The organism is Sphingobacterium rhinopitheci, assembly GCF_022627575.1.
Lineage (GTDB): Bacteria > Bacteroidota > Bacteroidia > Sphingobacteriales > Sphingobacteriaceae > Sphingobacterium > Sphingobacterium rhinopitheci.
Genome location: NZ_JADEYQ010000002.1, coordinates 118,163 through 134,575, shown reverse-complemented (window position 1 = coordinate 134,575; position 16,413 = coordinate 118,163). Strand labels below are relative to the sequence as shown.

General features: G+C 36.2%; 14 protein-coding genes. 8 read left to right on the top strand and 6 right to left on the bottom strand.

All coding sequences use genetic code 11. From position 1 onward, the window contains the following. Positions 1 to 17: 17 nt before the first annotated feature. On the bottom strand, positions 18 to 377 hold the full coding sequence (locus IP023_RS03400) for a hypothetical protein (protein WP_241788847.1): 360 nt from the start codon (positions 375 to 377) through the stop codon (positions 18 to 20). 183 nt (positions 378 to 560) lie between these two features. Here IP023_RS03400 and IP023_RS03395 point away from each other — a divergent pair, with 183 nt between their 5' ends. The 3 genes from IP023_RS03395 (at position 561) to IP023_RS03385 (ending at position 3,492) form a co-directional block, all read left to right on the top strand. Continuing rightward, positions 561 to 2,114, top strand: a complete 1,554-nt coding sequence (locus IP023_RS03395; protein ID WP_241788846.1) for a helicase HerA-like domain-containing protein — start codon at positions 561 to 563, stop codon at positions 2,112 to 2,114. A 47-nt stretch (positions 2,115 to 2,161) separates the two neighbouring features. Beyond that, positions 2,162 to 3,076, top strand: a complete 915-nt coding sequence (locus tag IP023_RS03390) for a sugar phosphate nucleotidyltransferase (protein WP_241788845.1) — start codon at positions 2,162 to 2,164, stop codon at positions 3,074 to 3,076. A gap of 215 nt (positions 3,077 to 3,291) precedes the next feature. Beyond that, positions 3,292 to 3,492 carry a helix-turn-helix transcriptional regulator gene (locus IP023_RS03385; protein ID WP_241788844.1) on the top strand — a complete coding sequence of 67 codons (201 nt, stop codon included), beginning with the start codon at positions 3,292 to 3,294 and terminating at the stop codon, positions 3,490 to 3,492. 195 nt (positions 3,493 to 3,687) lie between these two features. On the opposite strand, the gene dnaK is transcribed toward IP023_RS03385, so the two are convergent. The 3 genes from dnaK to IP023_RS03370 form a co-directional block, all read right to left on the bottom strand. Next, positions 3,688 to 5,592 (bottom strand): molecular chaperone DnaK, encoded by a 1,905-nt coding sequence (gene dnaK / locus IP023_RS03380; RefSeq protein ID WP_241788843.1) that lies wholly within the window; start codon positions 5,590 to 5,592, stop codon positions 3,688 to 3,690. Between the two features lie 145 nt (positions 5,593 to 5,737). Next, the gene (locus IP023_RS03375; RefSeq protein WP_241788842.1) at positions 5,738 to 6,622 is read right to left on the bottom strand and encodes a GLPGLI family protein; all 885 of its coding nucleotides are present in this window, start codon (positions 6,620 to 6,622) and stop codon (positions 5,738 to 5,740) included. Then, entirely contained in the window at positions 6,615 to 9,317 is a 2,703-nt protein-coding gene (locus tag IP023_RS03370) for an outer membrane beta-barrel protein (protein WP_241788841.1), read from the bottom strand. Before IP023_RS03370 ends, IP023_RS03375 begins: the two co-directional genes overlap by 8 nt. A gap of 213 nt (positions 9,318 to 9,530) precedes the next feature. Here IP023_RS03370 and IP023_RS03365 point away from each other — a divergent pair, with 213 nt between their 5' ends. Together IP023_RS03365 and IP023_RS03360 are read left to right on the top strand one after the other, a co-directional pair. Next, a complete protein-coding gene (locus tag IP023_RS03365) occupies positions 9,531 to 10,082 on the top strand; it encodes a thioredoxin family protein (protein ID WP_241788840.1) in 552 nt (183 codons plus the stop codon). A 47-nt stretch (positions 10,083 to 10,129) separates the two neighbouring features. Continuing rightward, positions 10,130 to 10,486: an MmcQ/YjbR family DNA-binding protein gene (locus tag IP023_RS03360; RefSeq protein ID WP_241788839.1), complete on the top strand. Its 357-nt coding sequence runs from the start codon at positions 10,130 to 10,132 to the stop codon at positions 10,484 to 10,486. Positions 10,487 to 10,514: 28 nt separating this feature from the next. Here the strand turns inward: IP023_RS03360 and IP023_RS03355 are convergent, their stop codons facing one another. Together IP023_RS03355 and IP023_RS03350 are read right to left on the bottom strand one after the other, a co-directional pair. After that, on the bottom strand, positions 10,515 to 10,826 hold the full coding sequence (locus tag IP023_RS03355; protein WP_241788838.1) for an outer membrane protein assembly factor BamE: 312 nt from the start codon (positions 10,824 to 10,826) through the stop codon (positions 10,515 to 10,517). Between the two features lie 206 nt (positions 10,827 to 11,032). Then, the gene (locus tag IP023_RS03350; protein WP_241788837.1) at positions 11,033 to 11,995 is read right to left on the bottom strand and encodes an isopenicillin N synthase family dioxygenase; all 963 of its coding nucleotides are present in this window, start codon (positions 11,993 to 11,995) and stop codon (positions 11,033 to 11,035) included. A 267-nt stretch (positions 11,996 to 12,262) separates the two neighbouring features. On the opposite strand from IP023_RS03350, the gene IP023_RS03345 reads away from it, so the two are divergent. The 3 genes from IP023_RS03345 to IP023_RS03335 are packed head-to-tail and all read left to right on the top strand — an operon-like array spanning position 12,263 to position 16,387. Further along, on the top strand, positions 12,263 to 12,709 hold the full coding sequence (locus tag IP023_RS03345) for a MarR family winged helix-turn-helix transcriptional regulator (RefSeq protein ID WP_241789126.1): 447 nt from the start codon (positions 12,263 to 12,265) through the stop codon (positions 12,707 to 12,709). A 24-nt stretch (positions 12,710 to 12,733) separates the two neighbouring features. Beyond that, the gene (locus IP023_RS03340; protein WP_241788836.1) at positions 12,734 to 15,160 is read left to right on the top strand and encodes a 3-hydroxyacyl-CoA dehydrogenase/enoyl-CoA hydratase family protein; all 2,427 of its coding nucleotides are present in this window, start codon (positions 12,734 to 12,736) and stop codon (positions 15,158 to 15,160) included. A gap of 51 nt (positions 15,161 to 15,211) precedes the next feature. Further along, positions 15,212 to 16,387, top strand: coding sequence for an acetyl-CoA C-acyltransferase (locus tag IP023_RS03335; RefSeq protein WP_241788835.1), 1,176 nt, complete (start codon positions 15,212 to 15,214; stop codon positions 16,385 to 16,387). The last annotated feature ends 26 nt before the right edge of the window (positions 16,388 to 16,413 follow it).

The window sequence follows — 16,413 nt, the reverse complement described above, 5'->3', positions numbered from 1 at the left end:
AAGATAAGTACTAATTATTAACAGTTAGGAGGGGGCGTAGGAACTTCAGGATGAAAGCTTTGGATAAGCTTATCATTTTTAGCATATCTTTTCAATTTGACAAGATCTTCGTAAACTGATCCGTAGCTAAGGAAATCCATAGCATCAGGTTTAAATATTTTTACACCGTGCTCATGTAGGTCCTCGTTGTTATTATTGGTTGTTGAACCTAATTCAATCTCCCATTGCATGACAACTTGTAGCACAGTTCCTTTATCTAATACATCAATAAACATAGGCGTAGCAGAAATAAGCATCTTTATCATAAAGATAGAGAAACAAATTAGTGCAGCAGCCTTACGATGTGCCTTTTTAAATAGATGTATACCTGTTTTCATACGAGTATTGCAAAAATATAAGAAAAATTGGATTCTACAATTAACCGTATTAATAAGAAGGAAAAAAAATGTCAATTATATGTAAAATAGATAGCAATTAACATTGGCTTAATATTAAGTTTATATTGTGATAATATCTCTAAAAGATATTACCTTTAGTATATATAACCTTATTTAAAAGTTATGACAAGTGAATTTGTAAATAGTATAACTTCATCATATAGTCCAAAGGGACCATATATACAATTAGGATCTGGAATTCTTAATGGTTTAGTAGTTACAGATGCTAAGGTCAATTTAGCCTTAAAAATGATGAATCGGCATGGGCTTATTGCTGGAGCAACGGGGACAGGTAAAACGAGAACTTTACAGTTAATTGCGGAGCAATTATCTGATGCTGGTGTTCCTGTATTTATGTTAGATGTAAAGGGTGATCTTTCAGGACTTACACAAGCGGGTAATATAAATGATGCTGTGCTAGAAAGAGGAATTTCTGTTGGGGTACCATTCGAACCAAAAGGGTTTCCAATAGAGATATTTTCTTTAAGTGGTAAATTAGGTATACCAATGCGTATTACTGTTGAAGATTTTGGACCCATTTTTTTAGCTCGTATATTGAGTCTTAACGATACGCAAGAAGGGGTATTAAGTGCTATATTTAAATATGCTGATGATAATAATTTACCTATTGTGGATCTACAAGACCTAAAAAAATTATTATCCTACTTATCAGAAGGTCAGGGAGCAGAGGATATTAAAGCCGATTATGGAAAAATAAGTACTTCAAGCTCTGGTGCTATTTTACGAAAGATTGTAGCTATCGAGCAACAAGGTGTTGATCATATTTTTGGTGAAAAGGAAATAGATATAGCGGATCTTTTTGGTAAAGTTGACGGACAGGGCGTCATTACACTCTTAAATATCGCTGATATCCAAGATAAACCTTTATTGTATTCTACTTTTCTATTGAGTTTGCTATCTCAATTGTTTAAAAAACTCCCTGAGGTTGGTGATTTAGATAAACCAAAGTTAGTATTTTTCTTTGATGAAGCTCATTTATTGTTTAATGGATCTTCTAAAGCTTTTTTGGCTCAAATTGAACAAATAGTACGCTTGATACGATCCAAAGGTATAGGTGTGTTTTTCTGTACCCAAGCGGCGACAGATATCCCCGAATCTGTGCTTGGACAATTAGGGAATCGTATTCAGCATGCTTTACGTGCTTTTACACCTAACGATGCTGATAATCTAAGAAAGGTAATTAAGACTTATCCTGTGTCTAATTTTTATGCTATAGATTCTATACTAACTTCGTTGGGTACTGGTCAGGCTTTAGTGACAGTACTTAATGATAAGGGTATTCCAACAGAAGTAGTAGCTACACATTTAGTGCCCGCAAGAGCTGTGATGGGTCCCTGTGATCCTGCTAAATTTAAGGAAGTAACTGAGGCGTCATCTTTTTATTCAAAATATCAGCAACGTATAGAGAGAACAACAGCAGCAGAAATTATCCAAGAAAGAGAGCGCGCGACCCAAAAACTAAAAGCTGAACAAGAAAATAAACAAAAAGAAGATAAATTAGCAAAAGAGCAAACGAGTGCAAGACCACAGTCAAGAAGACAGACGCCACTAGAAGCTGCTCAAAGTCAAGCAAGTAGAACTTTAGCTCGTGAAGGGGTTAAATTACTCGGTAAGTTAGCTACAGGCCTAATGAATGCTTTTTTTAAAAAGAAATAGTATATTTGCCAGCATAATATATAATCTATTAAATATTAGTTAAATTTATGGGAAAACCTACTTTATTAGTTCTTGCAGCTGGAATGGCAAGTCGCTACGGGTCTCTAAAACAAGTTGATAGTTTTGGTCCTCATGGCGAAACAATTGTTGATTACTCGATTTATGATGCTATTAATGCAGGTTTCGGTAAGGTTGTATTTATTATTCGTCAAGAATTTGAAGCAATTATGCGTGAGAAATTCGATAGCAAATTTGCAGGTAAAATTGAAGTTGAGTATGCATTTCAAGACTTTGATTTAAAGAAATTTGGGATAGATCGCGAAATCGAAAGAACTAAGCCTTGGGGTACTGCACATGCTGTGTTGAGTGCTAAGGATCAAATAAATGAACCATTTTGTGTAATTAATGCGGATGATTTTTATGGAACAGATTCATTTGTAAAAATGGCTGATTTCCTTAAAAATGATGTCAATGATACACATATGGCTTTAATGGGTTTTGAAGTAGGCAATACCATGTCTGAGTTTGGTTATGTATCTAGAGGAGTATGTGAAGTGTCGCCCGAAGGACATATGGATTCTGTTACCGAACGTACCAATATATATTATACTTCTGCTGATGATGGAGCTAAAAAAATTGTCTTTGAAGAAGATAATATTCAATACGAATTGGATCCTAAGACGCGTGTATCAATGAATTTCTGGGGATTCACACCTAAAGTATTTGATATAGCGTTGTCTATGTTCCCGAAATTTGTGGAAGAAAATGCTGAAAATTTAAAAGCTGAGTTTTTTATCCCTTCTGTTCCTGATTATATGGTGAGAAATGGGTTAGCTGATTTTAAAGTAATTCCTACATCATCTAAATGGTTCGGTGTTACATATGCTGAAGATAAGCCTATTGTTCAAGAAAGTATTTCTAAATTGATTGCTGAAGGAGCATATCCTGAAAAATTGTTTTAAGAAAAATATTTTTAAATAAAAGAGGTATAGATTTAAGTCTGTACCTCTTTTTTGTTATAGTATTTTGTGACCTAATTATGGAAGATATTTTCAGTTCATACCTTGTTTTGGTTAATGTATGTAAGGTGAATTTATATTTTACGTAGCATTATTTCTATTAATTTATATTGTTGTTTTTTGGTTTAATATTTGTATTGTTAATTGGAGGGTTTTTAATGAAAAATAATATTAGGATAAATAGACTAATAAAAGATTATTCACAAGAACAATTGGCGAATATAGTCGGGGTGAGTCGTCAAACGATAAATGCCTTGGAAGCAGCTAAATATGTGCCTTCTACTGTTCTAGCTTTAAAAATATCTCGAGTCTTAGGAAAACCTATTGAGGAGTTGTTTGAACTTGAGGATAAGGATTAGCGAATGCTATAAATTATTGCTGGATGCATTCGTTGAATTATTCCTATAAATGTGATTATAGAAACTTTAGGAGGTCCAATTAGAAATACCCAAATCTGAATAGAATCTTTCAGTTATTACTATATGTAAGGCCTTATATACAAAAATCCCGAAGAAATTAATCTTCGGGATTTTTTATGGTGTAGAGAAGTAAGATTACTTAACTTCTTCGAATTCTACGTCTTGAACGTCATCACCACCTTGGTTTGCACCTTGTTGTGATTGACCTGCGTCACCTTGAGGTTGACCACCTTGTTGTGATGCGGCGTACATTTCTTCTGATGCTGCATTCCATGCATTCTCTAATTCAGCAGTTGCTGTATCGATATCTGCAAAGCTACGTGCCTCAAAAGCTGCTTTCAATTTAGCTAAACCTGCTTCGATAGGTGCTTTTTTATCTGCAGAGATTTTGTCACCGTATTCTTTCAACTGTTTTTCAGTGGAGAATATTAATGCATCTGCTGCATTGATTTTATCCGCTTCTTCTTTTAATTTTTTATCCGATTCTGCATTAGCTTCTGCTTCTTGCTTCATTTTTTGGATTTCTTCGTCAGATAAACCTGAAGATGCTTCGATACGAATATTTTGCTCTTTACCTGTAGCTTTATCTTTCGCAGATACTTTGATGATACCGTTAGCATCAATATCAAAGATAACTTCGATTTGAGGAATTCCACGTGGAGCAGGAGGGATATCCGCCAATTGGAAACGACCTAATGTACGGTTTTGTGCTGCCATTGGACGCTCACCTTGTAATACGTGAATTTCTACTGATGGTTGGCTATCTGATGCTGTAGAGAATACTTCTGATTTCTTTGTAGGAATAGTCGTATTTGCTTCGATCAATTTAGTGAATACACCACCCATAGTCTCAATACCTAATGAAAGAGGAGTAACGTCTAATAATAATACGTCTTTAACCTCACCTGTCAATACACCACCTTGGATAGCTGCACCTAAAGCAACAACCTCATCCGGGTTAACACCTTTAGAAGGTTCTTTACCGAAGAATGCTTTTACGGCATCTACAACAGCTGGAATACGTGTAGAACCACCTACTAAGATTACCTCATCAATATCAGAAGTGCTGTAACCTGCATTTTTCAATGCTGTACGACATGGGTCGATAGTACGTTTTACTAAGTCTGACACTAAAGATTCAAATTTAGCACGAGATAAAGTGCGTACTAAGTGCTTAGGGCCTGTTGCGTCAGCTGTAATATATGGCAAGTTGATCTCTGTAGATGTAGTGCTAGAAAGTTCAATTTTTGCTTTTTCAGCAGCTTCTTTCAAACGTTGTAACGCCATAGCGTCTTTTTTCAAGTCAAAGCCATTGTTTTCTGCTTTGAACTCATCGTTTAACCAGTTGATGATTGCATTATCAAAGTCATCACCACCTAAGTGTGTATCACCGTCAGTAGCTTTTACTTCAAATACACCATCACCTAATTCTAAGATAGAAACGTCATGTGTACCACCACCACAGTCAAATACTGCGATTTTCATATCTTTGTTTGCTTTATCAAGACCGTAAGCTAACGCTGCAGCTGTAGGCTCGTTGATAATACGCTCTACTTTCAAACCAGCGATTTCACCAGCTTCTTTTGTAGCTTGACGTTGTGCGTCATTAAAGTAAGCAGGTACAGTGATTACCGCACGTGTTACTTCTTGTCCTAAGTAATCTTCAGCAGTTTTCTTCATTTTTTGAAGAGTCATTGCAGAGATCTCTTGAGGAGTATATTTACGATCGTCGATTTCTACACGTGGTGTATTGTTGTCACCTTTTACAACAGTGTAAGGTACGTGTGAGATCTCATTTTGTGCTTCCGTGAAAGAAGTACCCATAAAACGTTTGATAGAGTAAATAGTTTTATGAGGGTTTGTAATAGCTTGACGTTTTGCAGGATCTCCCACTTTGCGCTCTCCACCATCTACAAAAGCAACAATTGAAGGTGTTGTGCGTTTACCTTCGTTGTTAGCAATAACTACGGGTTCATTACCTTCCATTACGGCTACACATGAGTTCGTAGTTCCTAAATCGATTCCTATAATTTTAGACATATCTTGTATTTGTTATTTCCTTAATTATTAATTGTGATATGTATATAACAACCGTTGTGCCAATGTAGGATTTGTCCATAAAAAAGTCAAATCAAACACAAAATGTCTTATTTATGACATGTTTTTGTGACAAAATGTCTTTTGATTAGTAAATTAGTTGTTCCTGCACCTGTCTTTTGGACGAATTACTGTCACGACCGCGTTGAAAAAATCTGCCAAAAGAGGTTACAAAGTCATCTAATGGTACAACCTTAGCTTTTTTGTCCTTCCAATCATTTTTGATGAGCTGATTAGTAAAGTCTACTTTGGTAGCCCAATATTGAATATGCATCTCTGGAATGACTAAGCCTAATATCATCCCTGGCAAGCCTGATGCAAGTGCAGGGCCAGCTGCTAAAGGTATTTCATCGGTATAAAAGGCAATTAGATAGAGCGAATCCTGTGTTGCACCATTTACACGCCTGCATTCGTAACCTGCGATATTGCGGTATTCATCCGAAAATCGCCACGTTATTTGGTTTAATGTGTCAGTAATAATATATTTATCATCAATTTCGACTTGAACTTCTGCGGTTTGATTTTTTGTGTTCTGATAAATAATTTTAGAACTATTGTTGGGTCTTCCTCCTGCCCCTCTGTTGTTAGCCCCTCTATTGATACCGACCGAACGTGTTTGTCCAGTTCCGGCAACGCCTACATTTCCTCTTGTCGATTTATTTTGCCCTTTAGCTGAGATCTCATTTGCTTGTACATTAGGGTCGATATACATTAGGGTTGAATTCTCATCAAATTTGAGTACGTATTTTTCAGTGCTAGATTCTTCAATATTGTCAATATCAAACATACGCCCTCCCATCCCTGGTCTGTTGGTATTATTTTGAGACATTTGCTGTTGCATATCGCGCATTCGTGCTCTTGTATAGGTTATTTTGTCGTATGTAATAGTACCACGTGTAGGAAAATAGGCATACTGTGCAGAAGCTATTCCATATGTAAGTAATCCTATGATTGTGATTATTAGTTTATTCATCTTTCTTCTTTCCTAAGTTTTTATTAAAATCCCATTTTAGTCCAAAGAGGATATATCTAGTTAATACGAGTTGGGTAGATTCTGAGAAGTTTGTTTCAGACACACTTCTGTTTATATTATTGTAAGTATTGAAAATGTCGAACGCTTTTATACTCGCTGTAAGATTCTGACTTTTTAGTAATTTTTTTTCTAAGGCTAGATTCGTGTAAAATTGCTGGATACTCTTGTCATAGAATTTTGTCGGTCCTTCCAAGCTGTAAACTATATTGGCAACAATGTTAAACTGTTTTGGGAAAAAGTATTTTACAAATCCATTTCCACCAGTAGATACATTGGTGTAGTTAAGGTTTTGTTGGAGACTATTACGTTGATTGTTGACAGTAACTCGCCAGTTGAAATCATAATCTAAGCCTTTGGAATCTTGTTCATTAAAACCAAATCCAGTATTGAAATTCGCATTTTGTGTGTTTGCGAGTTCATATTGTGCTATATTAGATTGTGTTGCATCAGCAGTATATCTAATAAAGGAAAAGCCATTGTTGTAATTTGCGCCAGCGAAATAGTTAAATTGGACCGTTTTGTTAAATAGTGGTTTGCTATAGCCTGTATTTATATTGGCATTCCAACTTGATTTGTCATGCACATTAATATATGTACTCGTGGTAACAGAATTTTCATCAATACTACGTTTGTTAACAATAGGATTTCTTTTGGTCGAAATACTAGAATTTATATTCCAGCTAGTTCCTCTTAATAAACTTATCGTATTGAATGCAAAGCGAACAGTATTATTACTGGCTCTTTCTAAATTGGGATTTCCTTCTTGTATAAAAATAGGATTTGTTTGTGGCTGAAGTGGTTGTAACTGTCCAAATGAAGGAATGTCATAATTATTCTGGTAAGAAAGATTTAAACTCTTTCTATTAGAAATACGATATGCTATAGAAGCATTCAGGTCATTGTCCCAAAATTTGCGAGAAAGGTCTATAGCGCGGTATGTATCTATCAACTCTTGATTTTTGTGGTTTGTTCTGTTCGATATGTTTACATTATACTTGTCACTATTAAGGTTAATACTAGCTATAATACCTTGATTGAAGTTGTTATTTCTTTGATTTTGCGAATAATCTAAATCTAGTATCGGTGTCGCTGTTAGATTGTCATAGGCATCAAGTTTATTCTTGCTATTATTACTTGATAAGCTATAGCCCAACGAATAATTTAGTTTTTGGTTAATACGATCTGAAAACTGTAATTGCGTAGCGAAGTTATTGCTCAAATTATCAGATATTCTTGTTTGATCTATAGTAACGGTACTATCGTTTCTGTAGAAGTATGTGTATTGTTTTACTAAACTTTCTTGGTCTGAATCGGTGTAGTTGTTGTTTAAATGGATGTTTATACTACGCCCTGTTTTATTCAGTCGTTTTCTATAATTTAATCGTATCTCATTAGAATTGTTATTGCCTAATGTAGCATTGTCGTTGCTGTATTCTCGGATAGGAGCACCATTGCCATCTTGCATATCACTTTTGGAGGAAACACCGCTTGTTGTTTCCGCGATTTTAGCATTTATCTCTACTTCTATATTTGTAGTAGAATCGGCACGAAGCCTGAATTTAGAATTAAATGTGTGTCCTTGATTGGAGTTTTCATTACGCGAGCTACTATTTGTCTCTTGAATTTGGGTTGGTGATATTATCTCTTTATTGAAGCTGCTATTTTCATTTCTATTGCTATTTGTATAGAAATTGTAGTTGCCGTTAACATTTAGTTTTTTCTTAAAAAATTGATTCTCATAGTTTGCACCAATGGAGGTAGAACGTGGATCTCCTGTTATACGACTATTGTTACGCAAGTTACCTTCACGACCACTACTACCGCCCATATTATTGGTGTTGGCAGTAATTCCGATGCGTTCGGTCTTATTAAATTTGGCCACAAATAGGTTTCCTGTATATAGATCTTCTGTCCCCAATAATAGTTCGGCGTTGCCAAAGATCCCTTTTCTGGCTTCTTCTTTTAGAATAACATTGATGGTCTGTAGTCGTTCGCCATCATCGATTCCTGTCAATTCTGCCTGTTGAGATTTGCGCTCGTATACTTGTACTTTGTCTACAGCATCAGCACGGACATTACGGATCGCAATTTTGGGGTCATAGCCAAAGAATTCCTCCCCATCGATAAGGACTTTGGATACAGATTTACCTTGTGCGGTGATAGCACCATCTCCAGATACTGTAAGTCCAGGTAATCGACGTAACAAATCCTCTAATTTGGCATTTTTTTCCGTTTCAAAGCTGCCGGCATTATATTCAATGGTATCTCCTTTTATTTTGATAGGTAGTTTTTGATTTACAACGACCTCTTCGATTAAATGGGCTCTTGAGCTAAGGGGGATTGTATTTAGATTTGTATTTCCTTGTACCTCAATATTCTTACTATACAATTCAAATTTTGGATAGGTTATTAAAAATATATATGGGGCATTAGGAACATTTTTGAAATGGAATTTTCCATCTTCGTCTGCCCGGACAAAGAATTTTAATATCGAGTCTTGGTTCAATAGTATTATTGAAGCATTCGATAAGGGTTTATTATCCGTTTTATCTATAACCTTTCCATCTAATGTACTTTGACTATATGAATGTGTATATAGGAGTAAAAAAATGATAAATAGGGGGATGTATTTCATATGATGGGTTATAAAGAAGTAAAGTTAATGGAAGTAGTATTAATGAATGTTAAATTATTGCAACATTTCAATGACGAATATATTTCATATATGAAGTGAAAAAGTTTTATTTAAAGAATTAGTAGTTGAAATAAAGCCATAAGAAAGTCAGTTTAAATAAGTTTCAGTCAACTATATTAGTAATTGTTTATTTTTGAAGCATATTTGTATGTTATGAAATTTGAAGATTATTTAGATTATTTTGATGCCATCCTAAAGAATCCATCTGCCTATTCTTTATACCAAGATGAAGAGTATTTGAAGTATACCAAATTGAATTGGTCACGTATGTCAAGATGGTTGAAGAAATTTGAACCAACTACACAAGCGAAGGATTTTGTAAATGCTATCTGTGAAAAGCAAACGTGGATTGTCATTACAGAGCCTTGGTGTGGTGATGCAGCACATTCAGTACCCCAAATTTTTAAATTGGTAGAAGGAAATCCTAATATTACATTAGATATCCAATTGAGAGATCAAGAACCTTTATTGATCGATAAATATTTGACAAATGGGGGCAAGTCTATCCCTAAATTGATTATCCGTAATGAAAAAGACGAGGATATTGTTGTTTGGGGACCAAGGCCTGCTAAACTTCAAGAGTTATTCTTAAAATTGAAAGCAGAAGGATTGGAGTTTGAGGCTATTAAAGAAGTAGTACAAAAATGGTACAATGAGGATAAAGGTGCTGAAATTCAAACTGAATTGAAGGCTTTATTATCTTAATAATCTAAAATTCTATTATATTGGGCTGGTACATTATCTATTAAAATATGCATATCGAAGATATAAGAGAATTTTGTTTATCCTTATCTTTTGTCACTGAAGAAATGCCTTTTGGCCCTGATACTTTAGTGTTTAAAGTAGGAGGTAAGATATTTCTACTTGTTGGGCTGGACCAAATGGATAGTGTCCGATTTAATGTCAAATGTGATCCTGAGTATGCGATTGAGCTTCGTGAACAGTATGAACAAACAGTACTGCCGGGTTATCATATGAATAAGAAGCATTGGAATACAGTATATTGTAATCGCGAATTATCGGATTACAAACTTAAAGAGTTGATTGCTGATAGCTATGATTTGGTTTTTAAATCATTGCCGAAATCTATAAAGGATAGTTTAGTGTAAACAAAATAATTCGGTTTCAAATGCCGACTTATTTTTTGTTTTCTATATTCGTTGGTTTAAACTCTCTTTTCCATTTTTGAAGTCTATTATTACTGAATTCAAATAAATAATATTCGTCATAGGGGAAGTTTTCATAGGATAAAATTTCAGTTATCTCTGTTCCGTTTGATTCCTTACTGCTTATAGTATATTTTTTACCAAGTATTGATGTTAATTCTTCCTTTGACATACCGAGTTTGAGTTTTTCCATTTTCTCCTGGTTCATTTGTGCTATATGGTATGCAGAGCATGAACTTAGGATGAGTGTTAATAAAAGTGCTTTTGTGAATTGATACTTCATGTGTTTGGTTTTTAGTTAGATACTGATATAAGAATTAATAGGTAGAGGTATTTTGCATGGAAAGGTTTAATGAGGTATGTTCTTTTTTGTAATTCTCAAGTATAAGCTATGAGAATTGTTGTTGCCAGATATTTTTGTATATAAATAAGTAAAGGCGGTCTTAAAAAAAGATCCGCCTTTACTCTTACTATTTTGTTTGTGTTTATTTACATTTTCAAACCTATCTCTCTTAGACGTTCGTCTAAGTATTGACCTGCAGTATAATCTTCATATGCCTTTGGATATGCCTCAGAGATGCAAGAATCTAAAGAAGCTAAACTCATTGATCCTTTTGGATGTAAGAAGAATGGAATAGAATAACGGGAGGTACCCATTTTCTCTACGGGAGGATTTACAACGCGGTGCGTAGTAGATTTCAATTTGTTGTTGGTCAAGCGTTGTAACATGTCTCCTACATTGATAACAATATCTTCACCATTTGCTTTGATAGGGAACCATTCGCCATCTTTCGTCATTACCTCTAAGCCATCTGCACTAGCTCCAATTAACAATGTAATTAAGTTAATGTCCTCATGAGCACCTGCGCGAACAGCATCTGGAGCAAGATTCTCCGGATTTGTGATCGGGAAATAATGAATAGCTCTTAATATAGAATTACCATTGATAACAAATTGTTCAAAGTAGTTTTCATCTAATTCTAAATACGTAGCAATAGCTTTTAATAGACTACGGCCTGTATCTTCCAATTTTTTGTATGTTTCTCCTGTTACAGCATCGAATCTAGGTAGTTCAGCAACTTCTGGGTTGTCTGGGAAATCCGCTTTAGAATATTCTTCTCCAACAATAGTCTGACCACGTTGCCAAAATTCCTTTAAGTCAGGGACTTTTGAATCTTTAGCTTTCTCACGCCCTTTACTTGTATAACCCCTTTGTCCTGCTAATTCTGGAAATTCATACTTATCTTTTACGTCTTGTGGTAAGTCAAAGAATGCTTTAACTGTTGTATATAGATCTTCAATAAGCTCTGTGCTAAGGCCATGATTTGCGATAGTAACAAAACCTGTCTCATTAAATGCTTTTCCAATATCTTGAACAAACTGATTTTTTTGTTCTGCATTACCTTCGGTGTAATGCTGTAAATTTAATCTTGGGATATTTACTAATGCCATATTGTTTGAGTTTGTTTTACAAAGGTAATAGAATATTAACGTTAATTTTATGAAATGTGTTTATAACATACGCTAATTTAATGTTAAAGACTTGATATTCAGTATTAAAAAGTTATCAACATAACAGGCTCTGAGTGGTTAAAATTATTAACTGATTTAATTCAGTCACTTTTTTATTTAAAAAATCGTTAGCTATTTGAAATTGTAATTATAAATATTAAATTTGTTATGCTTGCATAATAAACTAAATATATGTTAATAGGTACTATGAACCAAAATAAAACTATAGATTATCTTCTTAAATCTACCTGGCAGACAGTCGTAAATAAGTATAATACAATAGCTTCGCAACATGGCTTTACACAAGCTGCAGGCTATATTTTGATCAATATACATAAAGAAGGAACCTCCGTGTCTCAAATCGCAAACGCTACTGGAGTGAAGACTACTTCATTGTCTAGAATCCTTAATAATCTTGAATGCTTGGGTTTTATATATCGTGAAGTCAATGAAGATGATAAGCGCTCTGTAAAAGTATATCTTACACCACTAGGGGTAGAGAAGCGTAAGATTGCTAAAGATGTAGTGAGAGGGTTTAATACTTTTTTGGAAAAACAGCTTTCTGAAAAAGAAAGACTGCAGTTAGAAAATTTGCTGGTCAAGGTCAATGGGCTTGCGCTGTCTTACGAAGATAGATCTAGCGTCGAAGCTTAATTACAAATCGTAAACTTAATAATTATGAATAGAAGTATTAAAAAAGTTGCTGTATTAGGTTCGGGAGTGATGGGCTCACGAATTGCCTGCCACTTTGCTAATATAGGTGTGGAAGTATTGTTATTGGATATTAATCCAAAGGAATTGCTACCTACCGAAGAAGCAAAGGGGATGACATTAGCGCATCCAGCGGTACGCAATCGTATTGTAAACTTATCTTTGGATACCGCTATAAAATCCAACCCTGCGCCGCTATATAGTGCATCCTTTGCTAAGCGTATACAGACCGGAAATTTTGAGGATGACATGCCAAAGATAGCACAGGTAGATTGGGTGATAGAGGTCGTGGTTGAGCGTCTCGATATCAAGCAATCTGTGTTTGAGCAAGTCGAGAAGTACCGTAAACCTGGCACCTTAGTGACCTCAAATACTTCAGGTATTCCTATTCATTTGATGATAGAAGGGCGATCTGATGATTTTGCTACACATTTTTGTGGTACACACTTTTTTAATCCTCCACGATATTTACAGCTTTTCGAAATTATACCTACAGCTAAGACCAATAAAGATGTCGTTGACTTCTTGGTGAGTTTTGGCGATAAAAGGCTAGGTAAAACAGTAGTTCTATGTAAAGATACACCCGCATTTATAGGCAATAGAATTGGTGTTTATTCTATGTTAGCATTGACACATTTGGTCGAGCCATTGGAGCTAACAATAGAAGAAGTAGATAAGTATACGGGACCTGCCATGGGGCATCCTAAATCGGCTACTTTTCGTACTGCCGATGTCGTAGGTTTAGATACATTGGTAAATGTAGCTAATGGCTTAGCGCAAAATGCTCCCAATGATGAAGCTAAAGGTATATTTACGCTCCCTTCATTTATTACCCAGATGGTGAATAATAAGTGGTTGGGAGAAAAAACAAAAAAAGGATTTTATCAAAAAGTTAAAGCTGCGGATGGTAGCTCTGAAATCCTTGCTTTAAACCTAAAATCTTTTGATTACGGTGCTCCGGCAAAAGTAAAGTCCTCGACGCTGGAAGCTACCAAATTGGTAGAGGATATCCGTCAACGAATGAAAGTCTATGAACAAGGGAATGATAAAGCAGCTGAATTGTTCAGGGCTATGCATTATCCTTTGTTTGAGTACGTATCTAACCGTGTGCCAGAGATAACAGATGATTTTTTTCGTATAGATGATGCGATGCGTGCTGGCTTTGGTTGGGAGATAGGACCTTTTGAAGTATGGGATGCACTAGGTGTTCGTGATACTTTAACTAAGATCAAAGCGGAGCCCAAACGTCTTCCTGGGCAGACAGGCGAAGTAGCACAATGGGTTCGTGATATGCTGGCTTCGGGTGCTGAGTCATTCTACAAAGTAGAGAATGGTGTACGCCATTATTATGATATTTCGAGTAAATCATATCAGGTAATTCCTGGTGCTGAGGATTTGATTGTCTTAGATCATATCCGTGAGTCCAATACCATTTGGAAAAATTCGGGTGTTTCTATTATTGATTTGGGAGATGGTATCATCAACTGTGAGTTTCATACCAAGATGAATACTATCGGTGCTGATGTCATTCAGGGGATCAATAAAGCGATTGACTTGGCTGAAAAGGAATACCGTGGTTTAGTAATTTCTAACGATGGCAAAAATTTCTCTGCAGGTGCAAATATTGGGATGATCTTTATGATCGCTGTAGAGCAAGATTACGACGAGTTAAATATAGCCGTTCGTATGTTTCAAAATACAGCCATGCGCCTACGCTATTCGTCCATTCCTGTTGTAGCAGCTCCATTCCAGTTGACACTAGGAGGAGGCTGTGAATTTTCAATGCATGCTGATTTTGTGCAATTGCATGCGGAGACGTATATGGGATTAGTAGAATTTGGTGTTGGCGTGATACCTGGTGGTGGTGGATCCAAGGAGTTCGCTTTGCGTGCTTCAGATGAATATAAGCCAGATCAAATCGTCCAAAATACATTGAAGGATCGTTTCTTGACGATAGGTCAAGCAAAAGTATCGACTTCAGCTGTCGAAGCTTTTGAATTGGGATACCTGCAGCAAGGGAAATATGCTATCACGATGAATCGTTCTCGTTTATTAGCAGATGCTAAATCCAAAGCAATAGCGTTGGCTGAAGCTGGTTATGTTCAACCCATTCAACGGACAGATATCAAAGTATTGGGAAACCAAGGATTGGGCATTGTATATGTAGGGGCGGATTCTATGCGTGAAGGTAAATACATATCCGAGCATGATAAAAAGATTTCAGAAAAATTAGGATGGGTAATGTGTGGTGGTGATTTATCAATGCCAACAGAAGTGTCTGAGCAATATCTCCTAGACTTGGAACGGAAAGCTTTTTTGGAGTTATGTGCTGAGCGCAAATCCTTAGAGCGTATCCAACATATGTTGACGAAGGGTAAACCTTTAAGAAACTAGCTATTAGAATGGAGACTTTAGATTTAGTATCTAACTACAAACTCAAAAAAAATGGAAGCATATATTGTAGCAGGTTATCGTACAGCAGTAGCGAAAGCACCCAGAGGTGGGTTTCGTTTTATGCGCGCTGACGATTTAGCAGCAGAAGTAATAAAGCATTTGGTGGCCGCAGTGCCCCACTTAAATAAAGATGATATCGATGATGTTATCGTTGGTAATGCAATGCCTGAGGCAGAGCAAGGGATGAATTTAGCACGTTTTATATCCTTATTGGGTTTAGATACGGATAAAGTTCCTGCTGTGACAATAAATCGTTACTGTGCATCAGGATTGGATACCATAGCTACAGCTACAGCAAAGATAAAGGCGGGTATGGCTGATATCATTATTGCAGGTGGCGTAGAGGTGATGTCGGGAATGCCTTTTGGTGGTTGGAAGATTGTTCCAAATCCTAAAGTCGCAAAAGATAACCCTGATCGGTATTGGGGAATGGGTTTGACAGCAGAAGCTGTAGCCAAAGAGTATAACATATCAAGAGCAGATCAAGATGCCTTTGCGCTGAAGTCCCATCAAAAAGCCGTCGCAGCCATCAAGAATGGAAATTTGCAGGATGGTATTGTACCTATTACGGTGAGGGAGAATTATGTACAAAATGGCAAGATCGCGATGCGCGAGTATGTTGTCGATACTGATGAAGGGCCACGTGCGGATTCTTCTTTAGAAGCATTAGCTAAGCTGCGACCCGTATTTGCTGCCGATGGTTGTGTGACAGCGGGCAATTCTTCGCAGACTTCGGATGGTGCAGCTTTTGTATTGGTGATGTCTGCTCGAAAAGTGGAAGAATTGGGTTTGAAGCCTATTGCAAAACTTGTTTCTTATGCTGTAGCCGGCGTTCCTCCCCGCATCATGGGCATAGGTCCTATTGTGGCTATTCCAAAAGCGTTAGCAATGGCAGGGCTCAAACTAGAGGATGTAGATCTCTTCGAGTTAAATGAAGCTTTTGCTTCCCAATCGTTGGCTGTAATTCGAGAACTAGGATTGGATGAAGACAAAGTAAATGTAAATGGCGGTGCGATAGCGCTCGGTCATCCATTAGGATGTACAGGTGCTAAGCTTACTGTGCAGGTTCTTAATGAATTGAAGCGCCGAGGGAAAAAGTATGGTATGGTGACTATGTGTGTGGGGACAGGTCAAGGGGCAGCAGGTATTTTTGAAATGTTAGATTGATAGTAAGTTTTTTATAAACCAATTAA

Coding starts and splice junctions, on each gene's coding strand:
- IP023_RS03360 (WP_241788839.1), top strand. CDS start 10,130: ATGCATATCGAAGATATAAGAGAATTTTGTTTATCCTTATCTTTTGTC.
- dnaK (WP_241788843.1), bottom strand. CDS start 5,592: ATGTCTAAAATTATAGGAATCGATTTAGGAACTACGAACTCATGTGTA.
- IP023_RS03355 (WP_241788838.1), bottom strand. CDS start 10,826: ATGAAGTATCAATTCACAAAAGCACTTTTATTAACACTCATCCTAAGT.
- IP023_RS03345 (WP_241789126.1), top strand. CDS start 12,263: ATGAACCAAAATAAAACTATAGATTATCTTCTTAAATCTACCTGGCAG.
- IP023_RS03350 (WP_241788837.1), bottom strand. CDS start 11,995: ATGGCATTAGTAAATATCCCAAGATTAAATTTACAGCATTACACCGAA.
- IP023_RS03370 (WP_241788841.1), bottom strand. CDS start 9,317: ATGAAATACATCCCCCTATTTATCATTTTTTTACTCCTATATACACAT.
- IP023_RS03375 (WP_241788842.1), bottom strand. CDS start 6,622: ATGAATAAACTAATAATCACAATCATAGGATTACTTACATATGGAATA.
- IP023_RS03395 (WP_241788846.1), top strand. CDS start 561: ATGACAAGTGAATTTGTAAATAGTATAACTTCATCATATAGTCCAAAG.
- IP023_RS03335 (WP_241788835.1), top strand. CDS start 15,212: ATGGAAGCATATATTGTAGCAGGTTATCGTACAGCAGTAGCGAAAGCA.
- IP023_RS03365 (WP_241788840.1), top strand. CDS start 9,531: ATGAAATTTGAAGATTATTTAGATTATTTTGATGCCATCCTAAAGAAT.
- IP023_RS03340 (WP_241788836.1), top strand. CDS start 12,734: ATGAATAGAAGTATTAAAAAAGTTGCTGTATTAGGTTCGGGAGTGATG.
- IP023_RS03385 (WP_241788844.1), top strand. CDS start 3,292: ATGAAAAATAATATTAGGATAAATAGACTAATAAAAGATTATTCACAA.
- IP023_RS03400 (WP_241788847.1), bottom strand. CDS start 377: ATGAAAACAGGTATACATCTATTTAAAAAGGCACATCGTAAGGCTGCT.
- IP023_RS03390 (WP_241788845.1), top strand. CDS start 2,162: ATGGGAAAACCTACTTTATTAGTTCTTGCAGCTGGAATGGCAAGTCGC.